23 protein-coding genes and 2 pseudogenes are annotated in these 26569 nt (G+C 70.1%); 7 read left to right on the top strand and 18 right to left on the bottom strand.

Translation table 11 applies throughout. The annotated features are described in order from the left end of the window. Positions 1-4: 4 nt before the first annotated feature. The 4 genes from ffh to ftsY form a co-directional block, all read right to left on the bottom strand. Complete coding sequence (gene ffh, locus Q9R22_RS05555; protein WP_131332722.1) at positions 5-1576, bottom strand: signal recognition particle protein; 1572 nt, start codon at positions 1574-1576, stop codon at positions 5-7. A 113-nt stretch (positions 1577-1689) separates the two neighbouring features. Next, positions 1690-2028, bottom strand: coding sequence for a P-II family nitrogen regulator (locus Q9R22_RS05550; RefSeq protein ID WP_131332721.1), 339 nt, complete (start codon positions 2026-2028; stop codon positions 1690-1692). Then, positions 2025-3344 (bottom strand): ammonium transporter, encoded by a 1320-nt coding sequence (locus tag Q9R22_RS05545; RefSeq protein WP_242670656.1) that lies wholly within the window; start codon positions 3342-3344, stop codon positions 2025-2027. The genes Q9R22_RS05550 and Q9R22_RS05545 overlap by 4 nt, the downstream gene beginning before the upstream one ends. A gap of 270 nt (positions 3345-3614) precedes the next feature. Beyond that, positions 3615-4721, bottom strand: a complete 1107-nt coding sequence (gene ftsY / locus Q9R22_RS05540) for a signal recognition particle-docking protein FtsY (RefSeq protein WP_207387888.1) — start codon at positions 4719-4721, stop codon at positions 3615-3617. A gap of 25 nt (positions 4722-4746) precedes the next feature. Here ftsY and Q9R22_RS05535 point away from each other — a divergent pair, with 25 nt between their 5' ends. Together Q9R22_RS05535 and Q9R22_RS05530 are read left to right on the top strand one after the other, a co-directional pair. After that, complete coding sequence (locus Q9R22_RS05535; protein WP_242670655.1) at positions 4747-6114, top strand: MFS transporter; 1368 nt, start codon at positions 4747-4749, stop codon at positions 6112-6114. A 6-nt stretch (positions 6115-6120) separates the two neighbouring features. Further along, the gene (locus Q9R22_RS05530) at positions 6121-6567 is read left to right on the top strand and encodes a hypothetical protein (protein WP_131332719.1); all 447 of its coding nucleotides are present in this window, start codon (positions 6121-6123) and stop codon (positions 6565-6567) included. Between the two features lie 209 nt (positions 6568-6776). Here the strand turns inward: Q9R22_RS05530 and smc are convergent, their stop codons facing one another. Next, positions 6777-10427, bottom strand: a complete 3651-nt coding sequence (smc, locus tag Q9R22_RS05525) for a chromosome segregation protein SMC (RefSeq protein ID WP_131332718.1) — start codon at positions 10425-10427, stop codon at positions 6777-6779. A 333-nt stretch (positions 10428-10760) separates the two neighbouring features. On the opposite strand from smc, the gene Q9R22_RS05520 reads away from it, so the two are divergent. The 3 genes from Q9R22_RS05520 to Q9R22_RS05510 all read left to right on the top strand — a co-directional run bounded on the left by Q9R22_RS05520 (position 10761) and on the right by Q9R22_RS05510 (position 15980). After that, positions 10761-11786, top strand: a complete 1026-nt coding sequence (locus tag Q9R22_RS05520; protein ID WP_131332717.1) for a 3-oxoacyl-ACP synthase III — start codon at positions 10761-10763, stop codon at positions 11784-11786. A gap of 46 nt (positions 11787-11832) precedes the next feature. After that, positions 11833-14574, top strand: a complete 2742-nt coding sequence (locus Q9R22_RS05515; RefSeq protein WP_131332716.1) for an alpha/beta fold hydrolase — start codon at positions 11833-11835, stop codon at positions 14572-14574. 290 nt (positions 14575-14864) lie between these two features. After that, positions 14865-15980 carry an NAD-dependent epimerase/dehydratase family protein gene (locus tag Q9R22_RS05510; protein WP_242670688.1) on the top strand — a complete coding sequence of 372 codons (1116 nt, stop codon included), beginning with the start codon at positions 14865-14867 and terminating at the stop codon, positions 15978-15980. Between the two features lie 85 nt (positions 15981-16065). Here the strand turns inward: Q9R22_RS05510 and Q9R22_RS05505 are convergent, their stop codons facing one another. The 13 genes and pseudogenes from Q9R22_RS05505 to coaD all read right to left on the bottom strand — a co-directional run bounded on the left by Q9R22_RS05505 (position 16066) and on the right by coaD (position 25243). Further along, entirely contained in the window at positions 16066-16320 is a 255-nt protein-coding gene (locus Q9R22_RS05505) for a Txe/YoeB family addiction module toxin (RefSeq protein ID WP_131332715.1), read from the bottom strand. Beyond that, positions 16290-17195: pseudogene (locus Q9R22_RS05500) on the bottom strand (IS481 family transposase). Before Q9R22_RS05500 ends, Q9R22_RS05505 begins: the two are co-directional and overlap by 31 nt. Then, positions 17192-18436: an MFS transporter gene (locus tag Q9R22_RS05495; protein ID WP_131332714.1), complete on the bottom strand. Its 1245-nt coding sequence runs from the start codon at positions 18434-18436 to the stop codon at positions 17192-17194. Before Q9R22_RS05495 ends, Q9R22_RS05500 begins: the two are co-directional and overlap by 4 nt. Further along, positions 18433-20085, bottom strand: a complete 1653-nt coding sequence (locus tag Q9R22_RS05490) for an ABC-F family ATP-binding cassette domain-containing protein (RefSeq protein WP_131332713.1) — start codon at positions 20083-20085, stop codon at positions 18433-18435. The genes Q9R22_RS05495 and Q9R22_RS05490 overlap by 4 nt, the downstream gene beginning before the upstream one ends. A gap of 234 nt (positions 20086-20319) precedes the next feature. Continuing rightward, positions 20320-20592, bottom strand: a complete 273-nt coding sequence (locus Q9R22_RS05485; protein WP_131332712.1) for a type II toxin-antitoxin system Phd/YefM family antitoxin — start codon at positions 20590-20592, stop codon at positions 20320-20322. A gap of 135 nt (positions 20593-20727) precedes the next feature. Continuing rightward, complete coding sequence (locus Q9R22_RS05480) at positions 20728-21384, bottom strand: cation transporter (protein WP_131332711.1); 657 nt, start codon at positions 21382-21384, stop codon at positions 20728-20730. A 130-nt stretch (positions 21385-21514) separates the two neighbouring features. Further along, complete coding sequence (gene mutM / locus Q9R22_RS05475; protein ID WP_131332710.1) at positions 21515-22444, bottom strand: bifunctional DNA-formamidopyrimidine glycosylase/DNA-(apurinic or apyrimidinic site) lyase; 930 nt, start codon at positions 22442-22444, stop codon at positions 21515-21517. Positions 22445-22451: 7 nt separating this feature from the next. After that, positions 22452-23156, bottom strand: a complete 705-nt coding sequence (rnc, locus tag Q9R22_RS05470; RefSeq protein WP_064845668.1) for a ribonuclease III — start codon at positions 23154-23156, stop codon at positions 22452-22454. Position 23157: 1 nt separating this feature from the next. Continuing rightward, positions 23158-23361 carry a 50S ribosomal protein L32 gene (gene rpmF, locus Q9R22_RS05465; RefSeq protein ID WP_012398114.1) on the bottom strand — a complete coding sequence of 68 codons (204 nt, stop codon included), beginning with the start codon at positions 23359-23361 and terminating at the stop codon, positions 23158-23160. Positions 23362-23363: 2 nt separating this feature from the next. Continuing rightward, the gene (locus tag Q9R22_RS05460) at positions 23364-23954 is read right to left on the bottom strand and encodes a DUF177 domain-containing protein (protein WP_064845669.1); all 591 of its coding nucleotides are present in this window, start codon (positions 23952-23954) and stop codon (positions 23364-23366) included. A 60-nt stretch (positions 23955-24014) separates the two neighbouring features. Next, positions 24015-24218 carry a hypothetical protein gene (locus Q9R22_RS05455; RefSeq protein ID WP_131332709.1) on the bottom strand — a complete coding sequence of 68 codons (204 nt, stop codon included), beginning with the start codon at positions 24216-24218 and terminating at the stop codon, positions 24015-24017. Positions 24219-24528: 310 nt separating this feature from the next. Further along, on the bottom strand, positions 24529-24696 hold the full coding sequence (locus Q9R22_RS05450; RefSeq protein ID WP_165489780.1) for a hypothetical protein: 168 nt from the start codon (positions 24694-24696) through the stop codon (positions 24529-24531). 76 nt (positions 24697-24772) lie between these two features. Next, positions 24773-25243, bottom strand: a complete 471-nt coding sequence (coaD, locus tag Q9R22_RS05445) for a pantetheine-phosphate adenylyltransferase (protein ID WP_098056114.1) — start codon at positions 25241-25243, stop codon at positions 24773-24775. 38 nt (positions 25244-25281) lie between these two features. Here coaD and Q9R22_RS05440 point away from each other — a divergent pair. After that, a pseudogene (locus Q9R22_RS05440) lies at positions 25282-26091 on the top strand (aminotransferase class I/II-fold pyridoxal phosphate-dependent enzyme); the annotation flags it as partial. A gap of 103 nt (positions 26092-26194) precedes the next feature. Beyond that, the gene (locus Q9R22_RS05435; protein WP_311254117.1) at positions 26195-26551 is read left to right on the top strand and encodes a hypothetical protein; all 357 of its coding nucleotides are present in this window, start codon (positions 26195-26197) and stop codon (positions 26549-26551) included. Positions 26552-26569: the final 18 nt, after the last annotated feature.

Here is a 26569-nt window from a genome sequence, read left to right as displayed (position 1 = left end):
CCGCCTACTTTCCGAGGAATTTCTCGAAGCCCTTGGGCAGGTTCAGCGACTCGGCGTCCAGGTCCTTGCCCCGGGCACCGAACGCGCTGCCCGGCGCCGCCGGCTTCTGACCGGAGGCGAGGGCCGCGTTCTCCTGCGCGCGCTTGGCGGGGTTGCCGGAGCGCGAGCTCTTCTTCTTGGACTTGCCCTTCTTGGCAGCACCCCCGCCGGCGCCGCCCATCCCGGGGATGCCGCCGGGCATCCCGGGCACGCCCTTGCCCTGGGCCAGGCGCTTCATCATCTTCTGCGCCTGGGCGAAGCGCTCCATGAGCTGGTTGACCTCGGAGACCGAGACGCCGGACCCCTTCGCGATGCGCGCGCGGCGTGAGCCGTTGATGATCTTGGGGGCCACGCGTTCGTGCGGGGTCATGGAGCGCACGATGGCCTCCACGCGGTCGATCTCCCGCTCGTCGAAGTTCTCGAGCTGCTCGCGCATCCCGGCGGCGCCGGGCATCATGGCGAGCATCTTCTTCATGGACCCCATCTTGCGCAGCTGCTGCATCTGCGCGAGGAAGTCCTCGAAGGTGAAGTCCTCCTGATCGGTGAACTTCTTGGCCATCCGCTCGGCCTCGGTCTTGTCCCACTGTCGCTCGGCCTGCTCGATGAGCGTGAGGACGTCACCCATGTCCAGGATGCGCGAGGCCATCCGGTCCGGGTGGAACTGCTCGAAGTCCCGCACACCCTCGCCCGTGGACGCGAACATGATGGGCTTGCCGGTCACTGCGCGGACGGACAGGGCCGCGCCGCCGCGGGCGTCGCCGTCAAGCTTGGAGAGCACCACGCCGGTGAAATCCACGCCCTCGTCGAACGCCTTGGCGGTGTTCACGGCGTCCTGGCCGATCATTGCGTCGATGACGAACAGGACCTCGTCCGGGTCCACGGCGTCGCGGATGTCGCGCGCCTGGTTCATCAGCGCCTGGTCGATGCCCAGGCGTCCGGCGGTGTCGACGATCACGACGTCGTAGAGCTTGGAGCGGGCGAAGTCGACGCCGTCGCGGGCCACCTTCACGGGATCCCCCGTGGGGTCGTCGAACTCCGAGGTGGCGCCGGGCTCGGGGGCGAACACGGGTACCCCGGCGCGCTGACCCACGACCTGCAGCTGGGTGACGGCATTGGGCCGCTGCAGGTCGGAGGCCACGAGCACGGGCTTGTGGCCCTGGTCCGTGAGCCACTTGCCAAGCTTGCCGGCCAGGGTGGTTTTGCCCGCACCCTGCAGGCCCGCGAGCATGATCACCGTGGGCCCGGTCTTCGCGAGGTTGATCCGCCGGGTCTCGCCGCCGAGGACGTTCTGCAGCTCCTCGTTGACGATCTTCACGACCTGCTGGCCGGGGTTCAGCGCCTCCGAGACCTCCGCGCCGAGCGCGCGCTCCTTGACGATCGCCGTGAACTCCCGGACCACGGGCACGGCCACGTCCGCCTCCAGCAAGGCCCGGCGGATCTCCCGGACGGTGGCATCGACATCGGCCTCCGAGAGCCGGCCCTTGCCGCGCAGGTTCTTGAAGGTCGCTGTGAGCCGGTCGGACAGTGAATTGAACACGGGGTGGTCGCTGCTTTCGTCTGACAACGGATGAATTCAGTGTCCCAGGTTAGCAAGCGAAGCCCCACCCGGTCGCCCGGACGGGGCCTGTGCCGAAGACGTCGCGCGCGACCTCAGAGCGCGACGTCACCCAGTTCGCCGGTGCTCACGCGCACGGTGTTCTCCACGGCAGTGACCCACACCTTGCCGTCCCCGGGTTCGCCCGTGCGTGCGGAGGTGACGATGACGTCCACGAGGTCCTGGACCTCGCCGTCCTCCACGACCGTCTCGATGCGCACCTTCTCGAGGAGGTCCACCGTGTACTCGGCACCGCGGTAGACCTCGCGGCGCCCGCGCTGGCGGCCGTAGCCGTGGACGGTCAGCACGGTCATGCCCTGCACGCCGTAGCTCTCCAGGGCGTCTTTGACGTCACTGAACTTCTCGGGTCGCACCACTGCGGTGATCAGCTTCACTGGTTGTCTCCTTTGCTGGCGGCGGGCACGGGGGCTTCGGCGGTCCCGGGCAGGGGCCGCGCGGGGGCCTGCCCGGCGAAGTAGCCGGTGGCCTCGTCCTTCAGCGAGTACGCGGACTCCGCGTGCTGGGTGAGGTCCACTCCGATGACCTCGTCCCGGCGGGTGATCCGCAGCCCCATCGTGGCCTTCAGGACGAGCCCGATGACCAGCGTGAGGACGCCGGTGTAGAGCGTCACGAAGAGGGTCGCGGCGAGCTGGGTACCCAGCAGGCCCCAGCCACCACCGTAGAACACCCCGGCCCGGCCCTCGGAGGGGACCGCCAGGAAGCCCAGCGCCACGGTGCCGACAATGCCGGAGACCAGGTGCACGCCGCACACGTCCAGCGAGTCGTCCAGGTGGATCCGGTACTTCAGGCCCACGGCGATCGCGGAGCACGCACCGGCCACGGCGGAGAGAAGGATCGCGCCGAGCGGGGTCACGTTGGCGCACGCCGGGGTGATGGCCACGAGCCCGGCGACGACGCCCGACGCCGCACCCAGCGACGTCGCGTGCCCGTCCCGGATGCGCTCGGTGAGCAGCCAGGCCAGCATGGCCGCAGCCGGGGCCACGAGCGTGTTGGTCCAGATCAGGGCGGCCTGCTCCACGGTGGTTGCGGCGCCGGCGTTGAAGCCGAACCAGCCGAACCACAGGATGGCCGAGCCGAGCATCACGAGCGGCAGGTTGTGCGGGCGCTGGCCCGAGTCGCGGCCGAAGCCGCGGCGGGCGCCGATGAGCAGGATGAGCACCAGAGCCGCGATGCCCGCGTTGATGTGCACGGCGAGCCCGCCGGCGAAGTCGATCGGCTCGCCGAAGATCCGGCCCAGGGCGCCGTCCTCGGAGAACAGCCCGTCACCCCACACCATGTACGCGAGGGGGAAGTAGACCAGGGTGACCCACACGAGCGTGAAGACCACCCACGTGCCGAACCGGGTGCGGTCCGCGATCGCGCCGGAGATCAGGGCCACGGTGATGATCGCGAACGTCACGGAGAAGTCCGAGGACAGCAGGTCCTCGGTGCCCATCAGGCCGTGCAGACCGAAGTGCGCGAACGGATCCGCGGTGAGGCCGCCCAGCACCGGGTCCCCGGCGAGCATGGAACCGCCCCACAGCACCCACACGACGCCCACCACGCCGAGCGCGGCGAAGCTCATCATCATCATGTTCAGCACACCCTTGGCGCGGGTCATGCCTCCGTAGAACAGTGCAAGTCCGGGGGTCATGAAGAACACCAACCCCGCGGCCACCACGGTCCACACGTGTCCGGCGGTCAACTCCACCCGGATCACCTCGTCCCTGTCTCGTGTCGGCACAGCCTTTGCGCCTGTTGCACACAGTCAACGGGGCGGGTGTTACCGCGACAGCGCGGGTTCGTGACGCCGGTGTTTCACGTCACGTCCGCGTGTGACGATCGTGTTAACTCCTCAGGTACCGGTGTCGATGCCGGTTCCAGTGCAGTGGCGGGGCCAGTGCACGTGCCGGTGCTCCGACGACGGCGCCCGCTCCCACGAAGGGGGCGGGCGCCGTCGTCGTCGCGAGAGGGAGCAGGCTCAGTCGATGATCGCGTCCACGAACTGCTCGGCGTTGAAGGGTGCGAGGTCGTCCGGGCCCTCGCCGAGACCGATCAGCTTGACGGGCACGCCCAGGCCGCGCTGGATGGCGACCACGATCCCTCCCTTGGCGGTGCCGTCAAGCTTGGTGAGCACGATGCCCGTGATGTCCACGGCCTGCGCGAAGACCTTTGCCTGGGTCATGCCGTTCTGCCCGGTGGTCGCGTCGATCACGAGCAGCACCTCGTCCACCTCGGCGGCCTTCTCGATCACGCGCTTGACCTTGCCGAGCTGGTCCATCAGACCGGCCTTGTTCTGCAGCCGGCCAGCGGTGTCCACGAGGACCACATCCGCCTCTTGGTCGATGCCGGCCTTGACGGCATCGAACGCGACCGAGGCGGGGTCCGCGCCCTCCTGCTCGGAGCGCACCGTGGGCACGCCCACGCGGGCTCCCCAGGTCTCGAGCTGGTCAGCGGCGGCCGCGCGGAACGTGTCCGCCGCACCGAGCAGGACGTCCTTGTCCTCCGCCACGAGCACGCGCGCGAGCTTGCCGACCGTGGTGGTCTTGCCCACGCCGTTGACACCCACCACCAGGACCACCGCGGGCTTGCCCGGGGCGGACTCGGTGCGCAGGGAACGGTCCAGGGTGGGGTCCACGAGCGCGAGCATTTCTTCACGCAACAGGGACTTCAACTGCGCGGGGTCCTTGGTGCCTTCGACCCGCACGCGCTTCTTGAGGTTCTCCACGAGCTCGAGGGACGCGTCCGTGCCGAGGTCCGCCATGAGCAGCGTGTCCTCGATCTCGTCCCACGTGTCCTGATCGATGCGTTCGCGGGACAGCAAGACCAGCAGACCCTTGCCGAGCATGGTGTTGGACTTGGCCAGCCGTCCGCGCAACCGGGCCAGGCGCCCGCGGGCGGACTCCGGGCGTTCGAGGGTGCTGACCGGTCTGTCCTCGACGAGGGTGTCGCCCTCGGTCTCCGGGACGTCGTCCAGGTCCCGGGTGTCCGTGTAACCTCCCCGCGGTGCCTTGGGTCGGCGCAGCAGCAGGATGCCGAACACCACGAGCAGCACCACCACCGCGGCGGCGACAATGAGTATCCACATCAGGTCAGTCGTGATCACCCTCCTAATGTCCCATAAACTGCAGGGCGTGTCCCGCCCCGATCCCCGCGACCCCGCCGAGCATCCCGTCCCCGCCTCCCCCGACGACGCGCGCGCTGATGCGACCGCGTCGGACGCCGCCGCAGCAGCGTCCACTGCATCGGACGACGCCGCCGGAAAACCCGCGCCGCGCGGCAGGGTCCCCGAGCCCATCAAGGTCCTGATCGCTGCGGCCTTCGTGATCGCCCTGGGCTACGGGATCGTGGCGCCCGTGCTGCCGCAGTTCGCGGCCAGTTTCGGCGTGGGCGTGGCCGCGGCCTCCGCCGTGATCAGCGCGTTCGCCCTGTGCCGGCTCGTCTTCGCCCCCGCGAGCGGTGCGGTGGTCAACACGTTGGGTGAGCGGCCCACGTACCTGATCGGGTTGATCGTGGTGGCACTGTCCTCGGCCGCGACCGCGTTCGCGCAGACCTATGGGCAATTGCTGATCTTCCGCGGTCTCGGGGGCATCGGGTCCACGATGTTCACGGTGTCCGCGATGGGCCTGATCGTGAGGTTGGCCCCGCCCACCATGCGCGGGCGGGTCTCCGGGTACTACGCGACCGCGTTCCTGCTGGGCGGCATCCTGGGGCCCGTGCTCGGCGGACTGCTCGCGGGTCTCGGGATGCACGCCCCGTTCCTGATCTACGCCGGCGCTCTGCTGGTCGCCGTCCTCGTGGTGTACCTGCGGCTGAAGGACGAGACGATCGGCGCCAGGCGCACCGGCGGGGCCCAGCCGCCCATGCGCGTCCGCGAAGCGCTCGACGCCGGAGCGTACCGTGCCGCGCTCGCGTCCAGCTTCTCCACGGGCTGGACGGCCATGGGCGTACGCGTGGCCCTGGTCCCTCTCCTGGCCGTCCAGGTGGTCGGTGAGGGTCCGGCCGTCGCCGGGCTCGCGCTGGCACTGTTCGCCGTGGGCAACGCTACGGCCTTGACCGTCACGGGGCGGCTCACCGACCGCGTGGGGCGCAAACCGCTCGTGCTCACGGGCCTGCTCGTGTGCGGCCTCGCGACCATTGGGGTGGGGCTGAGCACGTCCGTGGTGGCGTTCGCCGTACTGTCCCTGCTCTCCGGGGTGGGCTCCGGAACCCTCAACCCGGGGCAGCAAGCCGCCGTGGCGGATGTCATCGGCCCGGATCGAGCGGGCGGCAGGGTACTGTCCCGGTATCAGATGTGCGCGGACGCGGGCCAGATCGCCGGCCCTGTGCTCGCGGGCGCGCTCGCGGACGCCGCCGGTTTCGGCTGGGCCTTTGGGATCTCGGGAGCGCTCATGCTCCTCGCCGCCGTCGCGTGGCTTCCGGTCAGGGACACCCTGCCCCCGGAGTCACGCACCCAGGGCCCCGCCCCCCGACGGAAGTGAGCTCCCGTGGCCGCAACCGAGCGACGTCGTCCCCGTTCCACGGCGGTACTCTTCACGGTCGTTTTCGTGTCGATGTTCGTCGCGAACGCGATCCTCACGGAGCTACGGGACCGCGGGATCATCACCACGCCGGTGCTCGTGCTCGCCATGGTGTTCCTCCTGGGCGGGTTCGCAGTGTACTGGCGGTTCTGCTGGGTCCCCAGAGCGTCGAGCTCGGAACCGGACCGTCCCAGGGTCACCGTGGCCGAGACGTGGCACAGCCCGTATCCGCCCCGGGAGGCTGCGGCTCGGATGCGCGAGGCGTTCACCGACCCCGCCGCACGGGTGACCGCGGATGACACCTCCGTGCACGTGCTGACCGGTTCCGACACGACCTACCGGATCCGTGGCTCCGGTTCCGCGAAGGGCTGGGACGCACTGCCTCTCGCGAAGGCTGGCGGGCCCTGCCCCTGACAGCCACCTTCCAGACAGACGCCCGGAACGGAGGCTCCCGGATCCGTGGCGAGGTCCGGGACGACTTCGGGTGGGACTCCGGCCCACCCCAGCAATTCATCGAGGACGAGGTGCGCACCCGCGGGGCCGCGCTGTTGCGCCGCGCCCGCGCGGCGACAAGCTGAGCCGTCCCACCCTCGGCGAGCGAGCGGCGTCGTCGGCGGAAGACCTCAGCGCAACTGCGAGAGCTGCTGGCCCACGACGAGGCTCACGCCGTCGCCGCGCATCGAGACCCCGTAGAGCGCGTCCGCGATCTCCATGGTGCGTTTCTGGTGCGTCACGATGATCAGCTGCGAGCTCTCCTTGAGCTGCTCGAAGATGGTGAGCAACCGACCCAGGTTCCGGTCGTCCAGCGCGGCCTCAACCTCGTCCATGACGTAGAACGGGGACGGCCGGGCCTTGAAGATGGCCACGAGCAACGCGAGTGCCGTCAGGGAGCGCTCGCCGCCGGAGAGCAGGGAGAGTCTCTTGATCTTCTTCCCGGCGGGCCGGGCCTCGACCTCGACCCCCGAGTTGAGCATGTCGTCCGGGTCGGTCAGGCGCAACCGCCCCTCCCCGCCCGGGAACAGGGTCGCGAACACCGAGACGAACTGTTCTGCGGTGTCCCGGTAGGCCTGCGCGAAGACCTCTTCGACGTGCTGGTCCACCTGCCGGATGATGTTGCGCAGATCCGTGCGGGAATTCTTGACGTCCTCGAGTTGGGTGACCAAGAACTTGTGGCGTTCCTCGAGCGCGGCGAACTCCTCGAGCGCGAGCGGGTTGACCTTGCCGAGCGCCTTGAGCTGCTTCTGCGCGCGCTGCAACCGGGTCTCCTGCTCCTCGCGTCGGAACGGGGTCCCGGCATCGGTTATCCGGGGCAGAGCCAGCTGCACGGGCGCGCCGTCCTCCTCGGCGCGCTGGGCCGCCTCGAGCGCTGCGTCCGCGTCCAGGACGGGCAGGTGGGGGCCGTAGTAGTCCACGAGGAAGTCGGGGGTCATCCCCAACTCCTCGAGGGCCGTGGTCTCGAGCCCCTCGAGCCGGGCCCGGCGCTGCGCGAGGTCCAGTTCCGCACGATGCAGCTGTTCGGTGAGTTCGCCGATCCGCCGGGCGAGCTCGTCACGTTCGGAGCGCAATCGCTGCGCGGCCTCGTCCAGCCCGGCCCTGCTGGTCTCGATGGCGTCGCGCTGGGCGGCCGCCCGCGCCGCGGCGTCGTCGGCGCGTTCCCGGAGATAGCGCGCGGCCTCCCCCACGGCCCGCGCCACGACCGCTTGCACGCGGCGACGCTCCGCACGCCGCGCGGCCTCGGCCTGCGCGACACGTTCGGTACGCGCCGCCCGCGCCTGGGCCTGCGCCCGGGACTCGGCGTGGCGATGTTGTTCCTCGAGCCCGCGCAGCGCGAGCCGCGCCTCGGTCTCGACCTCGCGGGCGGTCCGGGCCTGCTCGTCGGCACGGTCCTTGGCGGACGCGGCCGCGAGCTGCTCGCGGTCGAGGTCCTCCTCGTCCCCGGTCTCCGCGGCCTCGGCGCGTTCCACGGCCTCGCGCAGCTCCGCATCCCGCTGGGTCAAACGCTGCTGTGCGGTCGCCAGGACACCGCGGCGCCGTTCCAGTTCGGAATCCGCCGACGACGCCGTGGCCTCCGCCCTGCTCGACGCCGCCCCGGCCGCCGCGGCCTCCTGCTGGGCCCGCTGCGCGGCCCGGCCGGTCTCGCGGGCTTCCCGTTCCGCGCCCGCGCGCTGTTCCTCGGCCTCCCGGGCCCGTTCCGCCGCGGTCTCTGCGCCGTCCCGCAAGGTCGCGGTCTTTTCCACCTCGCGGTCGATCAACGCGAGGATCTCGAGGTTGCCGGCCGCTTCCGTGGCTCCGCCCTGGACCCGATGGACGCCGTACACGTCACCGTCACGGGTGACCACGCGCCACGCGGCGTCGGCCCGCCCGTCCTGCGCCGCGGCGTCGAGGACCGCGAGCGCGGCGGTCGCGTCCGGGGCGAGCACTGTGGTGGCGAATGCGGCCCGCACCGCGGCCACGACGGCCGCGTGGCCCGTGGTGTCGGATTCCTCCGGGGCCGAGGAGAGGACCTCCGTGGCGCGCACGCACCCCTCTGGCAGCGCTGGACCGGTGACTTCGGTGGCCGCGCCGTCCTCCCGCGCGATCACGAGGTGCACGCGACCCGACCCGGCATCGCGCAACCGCGAGAAGACCCGGGCGGCCGAGGTGTGGGACGCCACGGCGAGCGCGTCGGACCACGGGCCCAGCGCGGCGGCCACGGCACGTTCCCACCCCGGGCTCACGCGCACGGCCCGCGGCACCTCCCCCAGCACGGGGACGACGTCCGCCACCGAGGACGAGCCGTCCGGTTGCCGCACGGACTCGCGCAGGGTCTCGAGGCGCACGGTGTGGGCGTGCAGCGCGCTCGCCGTCTGCTGCCGGTGGTCGTCCGCCTCCCGCGAGCGGGCGCGAGCGGCGTCGGCCGTTTCCTGGGCTTCGCGGGCCCGTTCCCCGAGGCGCTGCGCCTCGACCGCGGTGGCCTCGGCTGTCTCGCGCAGGGACGCGGTGTCCAGGCGGGCACTCTCGGCGCGGGTCACGACGTCGGAGAGCTCCCCGCGAACACGCTCCACGTCCGCTTCTGCGGCCGTGAGCGCCGACCGCGCGGCCGTGACCGCCGCGGCGAGCCGGACCTGCCCCGCGCGTCGGTCCGCGGCACGGCGCACGAGCGCGGCCGATTCCTTTTCCGCGTCCCGCGCGGTCGATTCGGCGGCCTCGCGCGCCGCATGCGCACGGTCGAGGTCCTCGCGCGCCCCCGCGACCCGTTCGGCCAGCTGTTCGGCCTCGGCGAGTGTCCGGGCAGCCTGTTCCTCGAGGGTCTGCGCGTCCCGGTTCGTGGCGGCGGGTTCCTCGGTACTGCCCAGCAGCCGACGGCGTTCCTCGGCCAGGGCAGCCAGCGCGCGGCAGCGGTCGCGCACCGTGCTCAGCTCGTACCAGCTCGTGCGGGCGGCGTTCAGTTCCGGAGTGGTGCGCGCAGCGCGGGTCTCGGTCTCGTGCAGCCGCTGGGCGAGATCCGCGGCGGCGGTCTCGAGCTCGGCCTTGCGTTCACGCGCCGCCCGGCTCGCGTCCTGGTCCGTGTCCATCCCGGCGCGCGCCGCCACGAGATCGTCCGCGAGCAGACGGGCGCGCGCATCGCGGACGTCGTACTGGATCCGCTGCGCCTTACGAGCCGTGCGCGCCTGCCGGCCCAGGGGCGTGAGCTGACGCTGGATCTCACCGGTGAGGTCCTCGAGCCGGTCCAGGTTCGCCTGCACCGATTCGAGCTTGCGCAGGGTCTTCTCCTTGCGGCGGCGGTGCTTCAGGATCCCTGAGGCCTCCTCGATAAACCCACGGCGGTCCTCGGGGGTGGCCTGCAGGATCCGGTCCAGCTGCCCCTGCCCCACGATCACGTGCATCTCCCGACCCAGCCCGGAGTCGGAGAGCAGCTCCTGGATGTCCAGCAACCGGCACGAACGGCCGTTGATGGCGTATTCGGAGCCCCCGGAGCGGAACAGCGTGCGCGAGATGGTGACCTCGGAGTATTCGATCGGCAGGGCGCCGTCGGCGTTGTCGATGGTCAGGGACACGTGTGCGCGGCCCAGGGCGGAGCGACCGGAGGTGCCTGCGAAGATGACGTCCTCCATCTTCCCGCCGCGCAGGGACTTGGCGCCCTGCTCCCCCATGACCCACGCGAGGGCGTCCACCACGTTGGACTTACCCGACCCGTTCGGCCCCACGACAGCGGTGACCCCGGGCTCCATGTGGAACGTGGTGGCGGACGCAAAGGACTTGAAACCACGCACGGTGAGGGTCTTCAGATGCACGCGGGGGTCTCCAATGTCGTTGTCGCTTACGCCGCCCCCCGGCGGGTGACGGGCGCGCCGACCTGGGCGATCACGAGCGCGGGGGCAGCCCCCGAGTCTACCCGGGGCGGGCCCCGCGGCGGTGCGGGGCGCATGCAGGGGCTCACACCCGCGGCTCACCGGGGCCGGAACGGCCTGCGCCCGCAGAGAAACGCCACGTACATCCGAAGGGAGCTGTCAGTCGGGACCGTTAGACTGAGCCGGTCCAACCCGCTAGTTCACCCGAGCGCCGAGGCTCTCCTCTCACGATCGATTCCTTGACGGTACGGGTGGCGTCTGATCGAAAGCGCCACATTGACCGGTAACTCCACCATCAGAAACCGAAATGCCGCAGTCCTATCCGTGACCAAGACGGAGGCGGACGTGGTCATCCCGTCTACTCGGTTCGATGAGGAGTTGGCAGAGACCTTCCGGCGGCTGCGCATGCCCAAGGGGCTGCTCGAGCGACTGGCCGGGATCAAGGAACGCCGCGGTTGGGCACCGGGACGCCACTTCACGGACGGCGCCACGGAGGCCGGCCAGGAGGCCCTGCGGCAATCGGGGGTGGCCCCGGAGCAGATCGGGTTGTTCATCAACGCGTCCGTGACCCGCGACAACTTCGAACCCGCCGTGGCCGTGGGCATCCACGACCGGTTGGGCCTGCCGAGTTCCGCGCTGAACTTCGACATGACCAACGCGTGCCTGGGCTTCGTCAATGCCCTCACCGTGGCGGCGTCCATGATCGACGCCGGGGCGATCGAGTACGCCCTGGTGGTCGCCGGTGAGGACCCCTCCCCGTGGCACCACGCAGCGGTGGAACGGTTGCGCGGGGACGACATCACCCGCGAACAGGTGGTGCAGGAGTTCGCCACGCTCACGCTGGGGTGTGGTGCCGCCGCGGCCGTGGTGGGTCCCGCGGACCGCCACCCGAGCGGGCACCGCATCGTGGGATCCGTCACGCGCGCGGGCACGGAGTTCAACCACCTGTGCATCGGCGGGGACGACGGCATGTTCACGGACGCCACCGGGCTGCTCAACCACGGGGTGGGCCTCGTGGTCGAGGCGTGGCTCGAGGCCGAGAAGGACGGCTGGCAGTGGCGGGACATGGACTCCTACGTGACCCACCAGGTCTCCAACTCGCACACCAACAAGCTCATCCAGGACATGGGCCTGGACGCGGACCGTGTCCCCCTCACCTTCCCGTACTGGGGCAACGTGGCCGCCGCGGCCCTGCCCATGACACTCGCGCTCGAGGCCGAGCGGCTCGAACCCGGCCAGCGCGTGCTGTGCCTGGGCGTGGGCTCGGGCCTGAACACGACCCTCATGGAGATCGCCTGGTAGCCCACCCGTAGCCCCCGGTCACCGCCTCACAGAACGGAGGAGCAACGTGCTCTCCACACCCTCCCCGGAACGCACCACCACGGTGCGTCTGCCCTTCACCGACACCCCGCTGCCGGGTGTGGACCCTGCGTGGTCCACCACGGTGAGCGTCCCGACCACGGCGGTCGTGGAACCCGTGCCCGGCAGGAAGCGCCGCTGGCACGTGCTGGACAACGGGGACGCGATCACCGAAGCGGGCCGCAGCCCCCGCGGGATCATCCTGGCCGTGCACGGCAACCCCACGTGGTCCTACCTGTGGCGGGACGTGGTGCGCGCCGGCCAAACGGCCGAGCAGCCGTGGCGCGTGGTGGCCGTGGACCAGCTGGACATGGGCTTCTCCGAGCGCACGGGATTGTTCCGCCGGCTCGAGGACCGCGTCCGGGACCTCGGGGACCTCACGCACGCGCTGGGCATCGACGATGCCGGACTGCCGGTGGTCACCTTGGCCCACGACTGGGGCGGGCTCATCTCCCAGGGCTGGGCGCAGGAACACCCGCAGCTCCACGCGGCGACCATCATGACCAACACCGCCGTTCACCACGACAACGCCGAGCCCATCCCCTCGGCCCTGCGGCTCGCGCTCAACCGCGCCGTGCACGAACCCCTCACGTCCGGGACCACCGCGTTCCTGGACACCACCCTGGCCCTGTGCGATCCCGCCCCGACCAAGGACCTCAAGAAGGCCTACAAGGCTCCGTACACCTCCCGCGAGCGCCGCGAGGGCATCGCGCACTTCGTCGCCGACATCCCCGCCGAACCGGGCCACCCCTCCAACGCGGCGTACGAGCGCATCGCCGGGCGGATGAGCGCGCGCGAGGTCCCCACGCTGCTGCTGTGGGGCACCAACGATCCCGTGTTCCAGCAGCGTTACCTCGAGGACCTCATGCGGCGGGCACCCCACGCGGACGTCCACCGCTTCGAAGGCGCCAAGCACCTGCTGCCCGAGGCCCGGGACATCGCCCCAGCGATCCTCACGTGGCTCGGTGAGCGTTTCGGTCAGGACGAGCCCGTGGTGCAGGCCCACCGTGAGCGCCGCGCGCGCGGTCGCGGGGACTTCGTGCCGTTCTTCGCCGAACTCGACGCACGACGCCGCGACGCCTCCCCCGCCGTCGTGGACATGGGACCCGTCATGGGAACCGTGGACGGTTCCGCACCGGCGCTCAACGTGGAACGCACCGTGACCTGGGCCCAGCTGAGCACGTCCGTGGACCAGCTCGCGGTGGCCCTGCTGCGCACGGGCGTGCGCCCCGGGGACCGTGTGAACCTCATGGTCCCCCCGGGCTCCATGCTCACCACCCTGATCTACTCGTGCCTGCGCATGGGCGCGGTGATCGTGGTCGCGGACCAGGGGCTGGGCCGCAAGGGACTGACCCGGGCGCTGCGCGGTTCGTCCCCCGACTGGTTCATCGGCATCCGCAAGGCCCTCATGGGTGCGCGCGCCCTGGGCTGGCCCGGACGCCGGATCTCCGCGGACCGGCTGGACCCCGTGTCCAAGAAGCTGCTGGGCGTGGAACACACCGTGGCCGAGCTCATGGACTCGGTGACCACCGTGCGCCCGGAGGACATCCCCGCCGTGGACCCGGACGCCGCGGCCGCCGTGCTGTTCACGTCCGGCTCCACGGGGCCCGCCAAGGGCGTGGTCTACACCCACCGCCAGATGGCCGGGATGCGCGACACCATCCGGGACACCTACGGGCTGCGGGCCGGAACCGGACTCGTGGCCGGGTTCGCGCCGTTCGCGCTGCTCGGCCCCGCCCTTGGTGCCGCCTCCGTCACACCGGACATGGACGTCACGAGCCCCAAGACACTCACCGCGCAGGCGCTCACCGAAGCTACGATGGCGATCGGCGCCACCGCGGTATTCGCGTCCCCCGCGGCCATCGCCAACGTCCTGGCCACCGCGGACGAGCTGTCCCCCGCCGAGCGTGATGCGCTGGCCCGGGTGGACCTCATGCTCTCCGCCGGAGCGCCGATCCCCGAGGAGCTGCTCGCCCGGTTGCAGGAGCTGATGCCCGCGGCCGAGCTGCACACCCCCTACGGGATGACCGAGGCGCTGCCCCTGACCGACGTCAGCTTGGACGTGATCCGCGCGGCACGGGAGGACGCCCAGAGCGGCGTCGAGGGTGCGGGCCGAGGCGTGTGTGTGGGCACCCCGGTCGAGGGAGCGCAGCTCGGCGTATTGCCGCTGCGCGCGGACGGCTCCGTCTCCCCCGACATCGTGACCACCCCTGGTGTCACCGGCGAGATTGTGGCGCGCGCACCGCACGCCAAGGACCACTACGACCGGTTGTGGATCACGGAGCGCGCCTCCGACCTGACCCCCGGCTGGCACCGCACCGGGGACGTGGGGCACTTCGACGCCCGTGAGCGGCTGTGGTACGAGGGCCGCCTGGCCCACGTGATCACGATGTCCGACGGGCCGGTGTCTTCCGTCGCGGCGGAGCACGCCGCCCAGACGGTTCCCGGTGTGGGCCGCGTGGCCGTCGTGGGTGTGGGCCCCCGCGGTTCCCAGTCCCCCGTGGCCGTGATCGAAACGGTGCCCCCGGCCGCCAAGCCCCACGTGGCCCCCGCGGATCTGGCCGAGCGCGTGCGCGCTACGATCGATTTCGCGACCGGGCTGGCTGTGAGCGCCGTGCTCGTGATCCCCGAGCAGCCCACGGACATCCGCCACAACTCCAAGATCGACCGCGCCGAATTGAGTGACTGGGCCGAGCAGGCCCTGGCCACCGGAAAGATGAGTGCCCTGTGAGCCACGACCAGACCCCCGCTCCCGACCGCTCCGGCGCCGGCCGCCACCGCGCCGACGATCACGACGCCGCTGCGCCCGCTCCCGGGGCCACCGCGGCCGGGGCGGCGTCGTCGGCTCCCCGGAACGACGGGAACGCAAGCAATTCCGATGCAAACGCATCGGATGGAGACCGGCAGGACACCGCTCCCGGCGTCGCGCAGATCGCGGATCCCGAGCGTGGCGGCGCCACCGCGACCCAGGGTGAGCTGACCGGGGACGGCCGCACCGTGCTGGTGACCGGCGCGTCAGGGATGCTCGGCGGGGACGTCGCCCGCGTCCTGCTCTCGCGCGGCTGGCGCGTGCGCGTCTTCCAGCGGGGTCACGCATCCGTGGCCGAGCGCGAAGGCGTCGACGAGGTGCTCGGTTCGGTGACCGATCCCGACGACGTGGCGCGCGCGCTCGACGGCGTGGACGACGTGATCCACCTCGCGGCCAAGGTCTCCTTCACCGGGGACTGGGAGGACTTCGTGCGGGTCAACGTGACCGGGACGCGTGTGCTGCTGTGCCAGGCGCAGAACGCCGGGGTGCAGAACGTGGTCTTCGTGTCCTCGCCGTCCGTGGCCCACGCGGGCGTGTCGATCGAGGGCGCGGGCGCGGAACCCGCGAACCCCCAGACGGCGCGCGGGAACTACGCGCGATCCAAGGCCGCCGCTGAACTGCTCGGCCTGAGCATGGACGGCCAGCGCGACCTCAAGGTGGCCGCGGTACGTCCGCACATCGTGTGGGGCCCCGGGGACACCCAGCTCGTGGAGCGCGTCGCGGATCGCGCGGCGGCCGGGCGGATGCCGTACCTGGACAACGGTGCGGCCATGATCGACACCACCTACATCGACAATGCGTCCGAGGGCATCGTGCGGGCGCTCGAGCGCATTGACACCGTGCGCGGACGCGCGCTGGTGATCACCAACGGTGAGCCCCGCCCCGTGGGCGAACTCATCGCACGGATGTGCCGCGCCGCGGGCGCCCCCGCGCCCACGCGCTCGATCCCCGGTGGCGTGGCACGCTTCGCCGGCCGCGTCATCGAGAAGGTCTGGCCGTACCTGCCCGCGAAGTTCCGCGGCGGGGACGGCGAGCCGCCCATGACCGAGTTCCTGGCCGAGCAGCTGTCCACGGCCCACTGGTTCGACCAGCGCGAGACCCGCGAACTGCTGGACTGGACGCCGTCCGTGAGCCTGGACGAGGGCTTCGCGCGGCTCACCGCGTACTACTCCGACAAGCCGCGCCCGCAGCGCAACACGGGATCGGTCGCGGTGTCACGCGTGGTGGAGGTCGCCGACGACCAGCGCATCCGCGCCGAGGACGCCTCTATCGCCCCCGAAGAAGAGAGCGGAACGAGCAACGACCTGCAGATCGTGCGCGCACAGTAGGCCCTGTCGTGCCCGCGGCGTGGAGCCGCGGGCACGATGCGAACCAGGGTGCAGGCCCCGCTACCCGGCCTCCGCGTGCGGTTGCTCAGTAGTGGTAGCGCGCTTGCAGGATGATGAGATCGTCACCCACGACCATGTAGACCAGCCGGTGTTCGGCAGTGATTCTCCTCGACCACGCGCCTGGGGCACTGTATTTCAACTGCTCCGGTTTGCCGATCCCGGGAAAGGGCTCGCGGAAGCACGCATCAATCAGGCTGTTGATCCGCGTGACGATCTTCCGGTCCACGGTCTGCCAGTGGGTGTAGTCCTCTAGGTGTACTGCTCGGGGACGTTGATCAATCGTGAGAACGGCGGCTCTGGTTGTCGCAGGCCGTGTGCGGGCGGTGCTGGTTGTACTGGTGCAGCCAATCCGGCAGGGCGTCGCGTCGTTTTTGCTCGCTGGTGTAGCAGCGGGCGTAGGCCCACCCGTCGGCCATGGTCCGGTGGAAGCGCTCTACCTTGCCGTTGGTCTGCGGCCGGTACGGACGCGTCCGCTTCGGCGTGATCGAGAGGGCCTCGCAGGTGTCCCGCCACAGGTGCGAGCGATAGGCGCCACCGTTGTCGGACAGCACCCGCTCCACGGCGACGCCGCGATCGGCAAACCACGCCACAGCCCGATGCAGGATCCCGACCGCGGTGACGGCGGTCTCATCGTCGTGGACCTCGGTGTACGCGAGTCGTCGTTCGGTTGTGGTCGCCCTGGCGGCGGCTGATGTAGCGCCAGCCGCCGCCGTCGGGGATGTTCCCGAGCTTTTTCACGTCTACGTGGACCAGGGAGCCGGGGTGGGGGTGTTCGTACCGGCGGATCGGTTCGCCAGTCGCACGGTCCACGTGGGAGAGCCGGTTCAGTCGGGCACCGGTCAAGATGCGGTGGACGGTCGAGGGCGCGATGCCGAGTCGGGCGGCGAGCTGCACGGGGCCCTCACGCAGCCGTATCCGCAGGCTGACGCACCGCTTCGTCGTCGCCTTGTCCGTCTTGTTCGGTGAGGTCTTCGGCCGGGACGAGCGATCCTGCATCGACTCGCCGGCGCGATAGCGGTCGACCCACCTCTTCACGGTCGGCCAGGAGACCTGGAAGCGGGCGGCGACTTCGCTGATGGGCCAACCGTCGTCGACGACGAGCTGGGCCACCTTGAGCCGGTGGCGAGGTGTCAGGGTGGCGTTGGCGTGCATCACTCCTCTCCTGCTGCGACGGGCGTCGTTCGCGGCGTTCGGAGTTGCCCCAGGACTGCAAGGAGGATCGTCGTGGCGAGCGGCACGAGTCCGGCGGCGACGAACAAGCTGGCAGCGGCGATGTGTCGGCTGAGGAGTCCGGTGAGTGCGATGGACAGTGGCATGAAGGCGATGGAGATGAAGAAGTCGAGGCTGGCGACTCGGCCGAGCATCTCCAGCGGTACGTGTTCCTGCAGGACCGTGCCCCAGATGACCATCCCGACTCCGATCGACGCACCGTAGACCGCCAGTCCGGCGCCGATGATCCACGGATTGTTGGTGAGTGCGGGGATGGCCAGTGGAAGGCAGCCGAGTGCCCATGCGCCGACCATTACGGGCAGGAAGTGTGAGGGGGTGGGCCATGAGCCGGCGACGAGGGAACCCACCAGGCCGCCGACGCCCAGAGCTCCGAGGACGACTCCGTACACAGCCGGACCGTTGTCATGGGTCGAGCGCATGAGCGCGGGCAGGAGAACTTCCAGCGGGCCGGTCACGACCAGGCCCATGGCGGCCGCCAACAGCACGCTGGAGCGAACCCAGCGCGTGCGGGCGGCGTAGCCGAACCCGTCGAGCAGGTCCCGCAGCGCAGAGGTGGCCGGAGCTTCGGCGTCGGTCTCGGCTGAGCAAGGGGCAGGAAGCCGCAGGACGGCGATCAGGGCGAGTCCGAGCGCGCCGGCGATGAGGTACCCGCCCGCGGCGGGCACGCTCGCGCCGATGACGGCACCGACGACGCCGGGGGCGAGGGTCTGTCCGACCAGCGGCCGGGTGGCCCCTTCGAGCCCGTTGACGGCCATCAGGTCGTCGCTTCCCACGAGGACGGGCACGAGCGCGGTGTAGGCCGGGAAGAAGAAGGCGGTCGAGACGCCGATGACGAACGCGAACACTGCCAGCATCCAGAAAGTGGCCGCGTCGAAGATGGCGGCGGTGGAGGTCGTCGTCGAGGCGGCGAGGTTGACAGTGAGGACGCCGACGATGACGGACTTCTTGGCGACGCGGTCCGCAAGTACCCCGGCGGGCAAGGATCCTGCGAGCAGGCCGATGCCGCTCCACGCCACGACACCCGACAAGGTGGCCGCCGTGGCGCCCAGGTTGAGGGTCTGCATGGCTAGGTAGAGGGCCCAGGCGCCCTGGGCGAAGACGGTGAGCACCATCGCTGCATACAGCGGTCGGTAGCCGGGGACGGACAAGGGGCGAAGCGGGTTCATGGCAGGTCCTTTGGGGCAAGGCTGAGGTGGGGCCAGTCGGTGAGGTCGGCGAGCATCTGCCGGTCGTGCGTGGCGACGATTATGGCGCAGGAGGTCCGCAGGAGCTCGGTGGTGATGTCGTCGACGAGGCTCGATGACAGATGGTTGGTGGGCTCGTCCAGGAGCAACAGGTCCGGGTCCACCGCCAGGCACATGGCCAGATGGAGGCGGCGTTGTTGCCCTTGCGACAGGTGCCCCACGGGTGTGCGGGTTGCCGCGGGCTCAAGCAGCCCGAGTGAGCCGAGGGAGGGTGCCTGTGATCGGCGGCCCTGCGTGGCCAGGTACGTCTCGTAGACCACGTGTGCGGGGAGGGCGTCGTCCCAGTCAGGGACCTCTTGAGACAACAGGGCGACGCGCACCCTCGGGTTCACCCGCAGCTGGCCTGTACTCGGGGCCAGTCGCCGACCGAGAAGCCCCAACAGTGTGGACTTCCCAGCACCGTTCGGCCCGGTGACCACCAACCGGTCTCCACCGCTGATCTCCACCGAGACCGGGGTGGCCAACCGGTCAGTCACGGTGAGCATGGAGGCGTTGACGATGTTCTGACCGGTCCGCGCTGACGATGTGGGCCATGCCAACCGCAGCGGTGGCTCTGGCACGTCGATCTGATGACGCTCCAGGTCCACGATGCGGCGGTTGAAAGCCTGGACCACCCCGGCAGCGCGCGTGGCCCGTTGGTGCTTGCCCGTTCCCTTGCCGGGTCGCCAACCGCCTTGCGACAGGCGGGAGCGTGCGTCGGCGGCGGCGCGGGTCAGTTCCTGATGCCGGGCGACCTGGGCGGCATGGTCTTGCTCCCAGGCGGCCCGTTCTCGTTGCCGCCCTTCGATCCAGCCCTCGTAACCGCCCGCGTAGGTGCGTGGAAGGCCATCGCGGGTCGGGTCGAGGTCCAGGAAGCTGGTCGCCACGTCGCGCAGCAGGGCGCGGTCGTGGCTGACTAAGGCCAGGCCACCGGGGTGGTCCCGCAGGCGCTCGGTCAGGAAGGACAGCCCTGCAGCGTCCAGGTGGTTGGTGGGCTCGTCCAGCAGCAACAGGTCAGGGGTCGATCCGAGGGCGACCGCCAGCCGTACCCGGTACCGCTGACCGACCGACAAGGTCGACAGGACCCGATCGCGGTCGCTACAGGCGTTCAGGCCCGCCAGGGCGATGTCAACACGGCGGTCGGCATCCCAGGCGTCCAGCCGCGTGGCCGCCTCGAGTGCGGCGGAATAGGCGTCGGCCGCGTCATCGCCCGCGGCCAGCGCCGCGGTAGCCACGTCGAGGGCCTGCAGAGCGGCCCTGGATAGGGCTGTCGCCTCGGCAATAAGGTCACCGACCGTGCGATCGCCCTCGGTGGCCATGTCCTGCTTGACCAGGACGAGGGAACCCACCCGGGTCACCACTCCCGAGTCAGGTTTCAGGATCCCCGCCAGTACATGGAGCAAGGTGGTCTTGCCCCGGCCGTTGTCGCCGACGATCGCCAGTCGCGACCCGGTGGAGACGGTGACGTCAGTCCCACTCAGCAGCGGCCTGTCGCCGAGTGTCAGGTGGAGTGATTCAGCGCGGATGTGTGCAGCGGACCCTTGGGGTGTCCCGATCCACGCACATGACCGTAAAGGTTCTGTGGTTGGCATTGCGTACTCTCAGCTCGTCATGGAGCCGGGCACCACAAAGCGGCCGCCCGGCAGATGGCCAGGAAGGCAGACGAGAGGTCAGAAGGGGTCCCGCCGCCGTCAGCGGGCGGAACGCAGCTTCATCGAGGCGATGCCTGAGTACATGCGGCCGAGGATACAGAGCCCGGGCGATGCCTCGCAAGTCAACTAACGCCCCCGGTCAGTACATCTAGGCGGACGCGTCCCAGACCGACCTCACGCGGGCCCCGGGGTCTGTTCATCTTGACGGTCCAGTTCGTGGACCTCGGTGGTTCCCGCGGTGGCCCGCTCGTGGGCGTCGAGGAGCCTGCGAGCATTGGCCGGAGACCGGAAGAGGTATGTGGTTTCCTGCCACGCCGCGTACTCGTCCGCCGCCATGAGTACCGCATTGCTTTGGCGGGACACGATCTCCACGGCCCCGCGGTCCTCGTTGACGCGCTCGATCAGGGAGAACAGGGTCTTTCGAGCTTCACTGGCGCTCAACGACATGAGATGACCTCCCGTCGGTAATTGGTACAGGATGACGGTGCCACTCCCACCGAGCTTTGAGTCCTCTGCCTCCGGTGCATCCTGGCGTGAGTGGCCGGGTACGACGTCCGGACAGGGCCGGGACCGATGCCCGGATCAATCGATCTCTTCGCCGGCGAGGGCCTTGGCGGCCAGGCGCTCCTCCTCGCTGACCTCCCACACCTCGTAGGCGGCGTGCAACGCCAGCAGGATGATCAGACATCCGAGGACCAGGTCCGGCCCTCCCGAGCCCGTCCATGCGGTGATCAAGGCCATGACGATGATCGCCACGTTCACCAGCACGTCGTTACGGGCCGAGAGGAACGCGGCGCGGCCGAGGGAGCCGCCGTGGTTGCGGACGCGGGCGATGACCAGAGCACTCGTCCCGTTGATGACAATGGCGCCGAGCGAGGCGAGGACGACGGGCAGCACGTCCGGTGCCACAGGCTCGGCGAACCGCTGAGCTGCTTCCCATGCCGCGAACGCGGCCGGAGCGAGGATCACGACGGCCATGACCTTGCCCATGACGGCGCGCTTGGCCAGGGCCCAGCCAAGCGCCACGAAGATCAACAGGTTGATCGAGGTGTCCTCGAGGAAGTCGACACTGTCGGCCAGCAGCGACACCGACCCTGAACCGAGCGCGACGAAGAACTCGACGAAGAAGTACCCGCAGTTCAGGAGGGCGACCGTGAGCACAGCTCGACGGACCCGGGGTGCATCGAAGGCGCCGGGCGCCTTCCCCGGGTTCTCGTCCGGTTCACTGGGAGCATTCATGGACACAATTCTCGTCATTGGCTCTCGGGGTCGCCCCGGGGCCAGCGGGTGATCCGGATGGCCTGGGCTGCGTGGGGACATCGATGTCGGTCTCGACCCCCGACGGGCGTGCCGCCTGCGGGGTCTCTCGTCAGGGCCGGAAACGTCTCGGCCGCCGCTGGCACCGCGAGCAGCGATACGAGGAACGGTTGGCGAAGCGCTCACGCACGATGACGCCGTCGTCCCCGCCGGCCTCGCAGCGAGGGCACGGCTGGCCGGCGCGGCCGTAGGCGTTCAGTGACCGGGAGAAGTACCCGGACTCGCCGTTGACGTTGACGTACAGCGAGTCGAAGCTCGTGCCGCCTGCGTCCAGCGCGCGACGCATGACCTCCTGGCACGCCGCCACGAGTGTGTATGTGCGCGGCGCGGTCATGGTCTCGGTGGGCGCGGCCCAGTGCAGGCGCGCCGCCCACAGCGCTTCGTCCGCGTAGATGTTGCCGATCCCGGAAATCAGCCCCTGGTCCAGCAGCGCGCGCTTGAGCCCGGTCCGACGACGCCGCAACGCCGCGTGGAAGGCCGCGACGTCGAAGAGCGGGTCCAGCGGATCGCGCGCAATGTGCACGGCGTGTTCCGGGACCGTGCCGTGGCCGTCCGACGCGGGCACCAGACGATCCAGCAGCATCCCACCGAAGATCCGCTGGTCCACGAACCGCAGTTGCTCTGGCAACGGCTGCCCGGACTCGTCGAGCGCCGGGGACAGCTCCAGCCGGATGCGCTCGTGGCGCGGCCTGGGGTGTTCCGGGGAGGACACGAGCAGTTGCCCGCTCATCCCCAGGTGCACGAGCAGTGCGCGGGAAGGTTCTGACCCATCCGCAGCGCGCACGGGCAACCACAGGAACTTGCCGCGCCGGCACGCGTCGACAACTGTCAGCCCGGTCAGTTCGCGACGGAAATCCTCCGGGCCGTCGGTGTGACGCCGCAGGGACCGGGGGTCCACGACCTCCACGCTCTCCACGGTGCGCCCCACGACCCAGCGGGCGACGCCGCGGCGCACCACTTCCACTTCGGGCAACTCAGGCACGGCGCGCTCAGTTCTCGGTGGCGAAACGTTCGACGATTGCCTCGCACGCGACCGCGGCGGCCGCGCGTTCGGCGGCCTTCTTGGACGTCCCCTCGCCGTGTCCCAGGACATCACCGTGCACGACGACGTCCGCGGCGAAGCGGCGCGCGTGGTCCGGGCCGGTGCCCTCGACCTCGTAGCGCACGGTCCCCAGCTCGTACTGGGAGGCGAGTTCCACCACGCGGGTCTTCCAGTCGCGGCCCTCGTGCAGCACGCGGGTGTCCTCGAGCAGGGGAACGATCAGTCGCAGCACGAGATCGCGCGCGGGCAACGGCCCACACGCCTCGTAGACGGCGCCGATCAGGGCCTCGGTGGTGTCCGCGAGGATGGAGGCCTTCTCGGCCCCGTGCGTGCGGATCTCGCCCTTGCCCAGGCGGATGTGGGGGCCGAGGCCGAGGGTCTTGGCGACCCCGGCGAGCGCGCGGGCGGAGACCACGGATGCCCGCAGTTTCGCGAGGCTCCCCTCGTCCCACTCGGGATAGCGGTGGAAGATCTCGTCCGTGACCGCGAGCTGCAGGACCGCGTCCCCCAGGAACTCGAGGCGTTCGTTGTGGACTTCCCCGGGATGCTCGTACGCGTACGAACGATGTGTGAGCGCAATGCGAAGCGTCTCGGTGTCGAGGTCGACACCGAGACGCTCAAGCAGTTCGCCGGGATCCGGCAAAATGGTCACCTTACGCGTCAGCGACCTTGCGACCCTTGTACTCGTAGAACAAGGGGGTGCCGGCGGAATCGGAGACCAGCTTGGCCTGGTGCGGCAGGCTGTAGCTGACCTTGCCGTTCTCCACGGTCTTCACCAGTTTGGGGGCTTGCGCCTTCCACTGGGAGCGGCGCATCCGGGTATTCGCGCGGGACATTTTCCGCTTGGGAACAGCCACGGCTATCTCTCTTCTCTCGTGTCGGTTGTCGGCTCCGACGCCTGCGGATCCCCCGATTCGGTCATCAGCCCCTGCAGGGCGGACCAGCGGGGATCCAGGACGTCGTGGTGGTGGTCCGGGTCGTTCTCGAGCCGTGCGCCGCACTGGGCGCACAGGCCCGGGCAGTCAGCCCGGCACACCGGTTGGAACGGCAGTTGTGTGATCACTGCGTCCCGAAGCATCGGTTCGAGGTCGATCTCCTCGTCCCGCACTTCATACACTTGCTCGTCCTCGACGTTCTCGTCACCCTGGGGGGACGGATCGAAGACGAAAAGTTCTTGCACGTCGACCGGTAGTTCGTAGTCGATGGGGTCGAGGCATCTACTGCATTCCCCGTGAACGCTCACGATCACGGTTCCGGACACCAGAATACCGTCGTGGACGGATTCCAGGCGCAGCTGCAGATCCATGGGCGCGCCCTCCGGCGAGCCGATGAGCGCCGTACCGAAGTCCTTCGGTGCGGGTGCCTCGACATCCAGGGTTTCCATGGTCCCCGGTCGGTGTTCGAGATCCCTGACGTTGAACGTGAGGGCTGAACTGTTGCGGTGATTCACGAAACTCCTGGCTAACGACACTGGCCGACAGACCACCTTAGCATGCCGACCCTCGTCGGTTCATCCCACGGGCCCCGTCCGGATGTCCTCCGGACGCACGGCCCTGGCACCCGCGGGCTCTCGCCGGGCGACGGCCCGCCCGATCAGCGGCGCGGTGAGACCATGCAGCAACACGGAGCAGAACACGACCATGACCACACTCTCCAGGATGATCCCGATCTGCGTATCGATCCCGGCCTGCGGGGCGAGGAGCGCCAGCACCACGGAGGCGATCCCGCGCGGATCCAGCCACGCGATCGTGGCGCGTTCGGGCCAGGTCGCTCGGGACCAGGATGCAGGCCAGCACGAGGCACAGGGACAACCGGACGTCCGGCAGCAGGTACATGGCGGCGAAGAACACCGCGATGAGACTGAGTGGCAGGGCCAGGAACAGCACGCGCAGCACCGGGGTGCGGCTGCGACGCGGGGCGTCGCGGATGTCCAAAGCGTCCATGAACAGCAACACGGACAGGATCACTTCCACGGTGCGTTCCACCGAGGTGCTGGTCAGGGACTCGATCAACGGGGTCGAGCTCTACCACCCCGCGGCCATGCCCAGCACGATCAGGGCGATGGGGGCGGAGATGTTCCACCGGGTGAGGCGCCCGGACACGAGCGACCCCACGATGTTGGCAATGAGGATGCGTGAGGAACACGGGCGCGGGGCTCCGAATTCTGGGAGGGCATACGACAGAGGACGCATCGGGTCACCCAGCTGGCGCACCCATCACGCCGGGGAACATCTTGCCATCCCCGACCTGGCAATTCCGCCGGGCCCCTCAGCGCCGTTCGATGGCCCGCAGGACGGGGTCGGGAACGAACGACGCGACGTCTCCCCCGAGTGCCGCGACCTCCATCACGAGGGACGAGGACACGTGCAACAGGGACGGCTCCCCCGGCAGGAACACCGTCTCCACGCCCGTGAGGGAACGGTTCATGGTGGCCATGGGCAGTTCGTAGTCGTAGTCCGCGCTGTTGCGTAGCCCCTTGATCAGGGCCACCGCCTCCCGGCGCTCCGCGTAGTCCGCGATCAGCCCCGATGCGAGCGGTTCCACGACCACGGCCGGTTCGTCCGCGAACACCTCGCGCACCAGTTTGATCCGGGTGTCCTCGCTGAAGCGGTGGGTCTTGTTGGGGTTCGTGGACACGGCCACGATCACCTCGTCGAACAGGCGGGCAGCGCGGTGGATCACCGCGCAGTGTCCCAGGTGCAGCGGGTCGAAGGACCCCGGGCAGATGGCGCGTCGCATGGCACCACCCTAGCGGCAGGGGTTCCTAGACTGGGCCCATGATCGCAGACGCTCACGACCACTCGCCCGCGGCCGCACCCCGCGCCGATCCCGCCCGGGAGCTGTCCCGCGCCCAGCCGTGGCAGCGCATGGCCGCAGGCGGCGGGCTGCTGGATCCCTCCGGGGCCCTCCGTTCCACGGTCTTCGAAGAGATGACGGCGCTCGCCACGCGCACCGGCTCGGTGAACCTCGGTCAGGGGTTCCCGGATTTCGCGCCGCCGCAGCCCATGGTCGACGCCGCGGTGGCCGCCCTGCACACCGGGCACCACCAGTACGCGCCCATCATCGGCGTCCCCGCACTGCGCCAGGCGGTGGCTAAGCACCAGCGCGACCACTACGGTCTGCACCTCGACCCCGATTCGCAGATCGCCGTGAGCGCGGGCGCGACCGAGGGCATGACCGCGGCGCTGTTGTCCGTGCTGCAGCCCGGGGACGAAGTGGTCATGTTCGAGCCGCGCTATGACCTCTACGGCGCGGCCGTGGAATTCACCGGCGCCACGCCCGTTCCCGTCCCCCTGCTCCCCCCGACCTTCACGCCCGACCCGGACGACGTGCGCGCCGCGTTCTCCCCGCGCACCCGCGCCGTGATACTCAACGACCCGCACAACCCCACGGGCACGGTGGCGTCCCGCGAGTTCAAGGAACTGCTCGTGGAGCTCGCCACGGAGTTCGACACCGTGATCGTGACCGACGAGGTGTACGAGCACCTCCGGTTCGCCGGGCCCCATGAGCCCATCGCCTCCCTGCCCGGGGCTGCGGAGCGCACCCTGAGCGTGTCCTCCGCGGGGAAGACGTTCTCCGCCACGGGCTGGCGCGTGGGCTGGGTGAGCGGCCCGCCCGAGCTGATGCGCGGGGTCATCGCCGTGATAGAGCTATCTTTCGCACAGCGCGGCCGCCCCGCTGCAGCACGCCGTGGCCCATGCACTGAGTTTCCCGCCCGCGTTCTACGATGCGCTGCTGGGGGACTACCGCGAGCGCCGAGACGTGCTCGTGGCCGGGCTGCGGGAGGCCGGGCTGACCCCGCCGGTTCCCGAGGGCACGTTCTTCGCGGTCGCGGACGTGAGCGATCACTACGCGCTCGCCGGGGTGGACAACGCCACGGACCTCGGCCGGCACTGGGCCGAGAACGCGGGTCTGGTGGGCATCCCGGTCTCGGCGTTCGCGGGTCCCGCGAACCGGGGGCTGTACGCGGACTGGCTGCGGTTGGCGTTCTGCAAGCGCACGGACGTACTGCGCGGGGCCATGGCGGGACTCGCCGCCGCGGTCTGACAGGCCGTCACCGGGCGC

The organism is Kocuria sp. PD6, assembly GCF_031844145.1.
Taxonomy (GTDB): domain Bacteria; phylum Actinomycetota; class Actinomycetes; order Actinomycetales; family Micrococcaceae; genus Kocuria; species Kocuria marina.
Note: the sequence above shows the minus strand (reverse complement) of the source record. Positions and strands in the feature narration are given on the sequence as shown.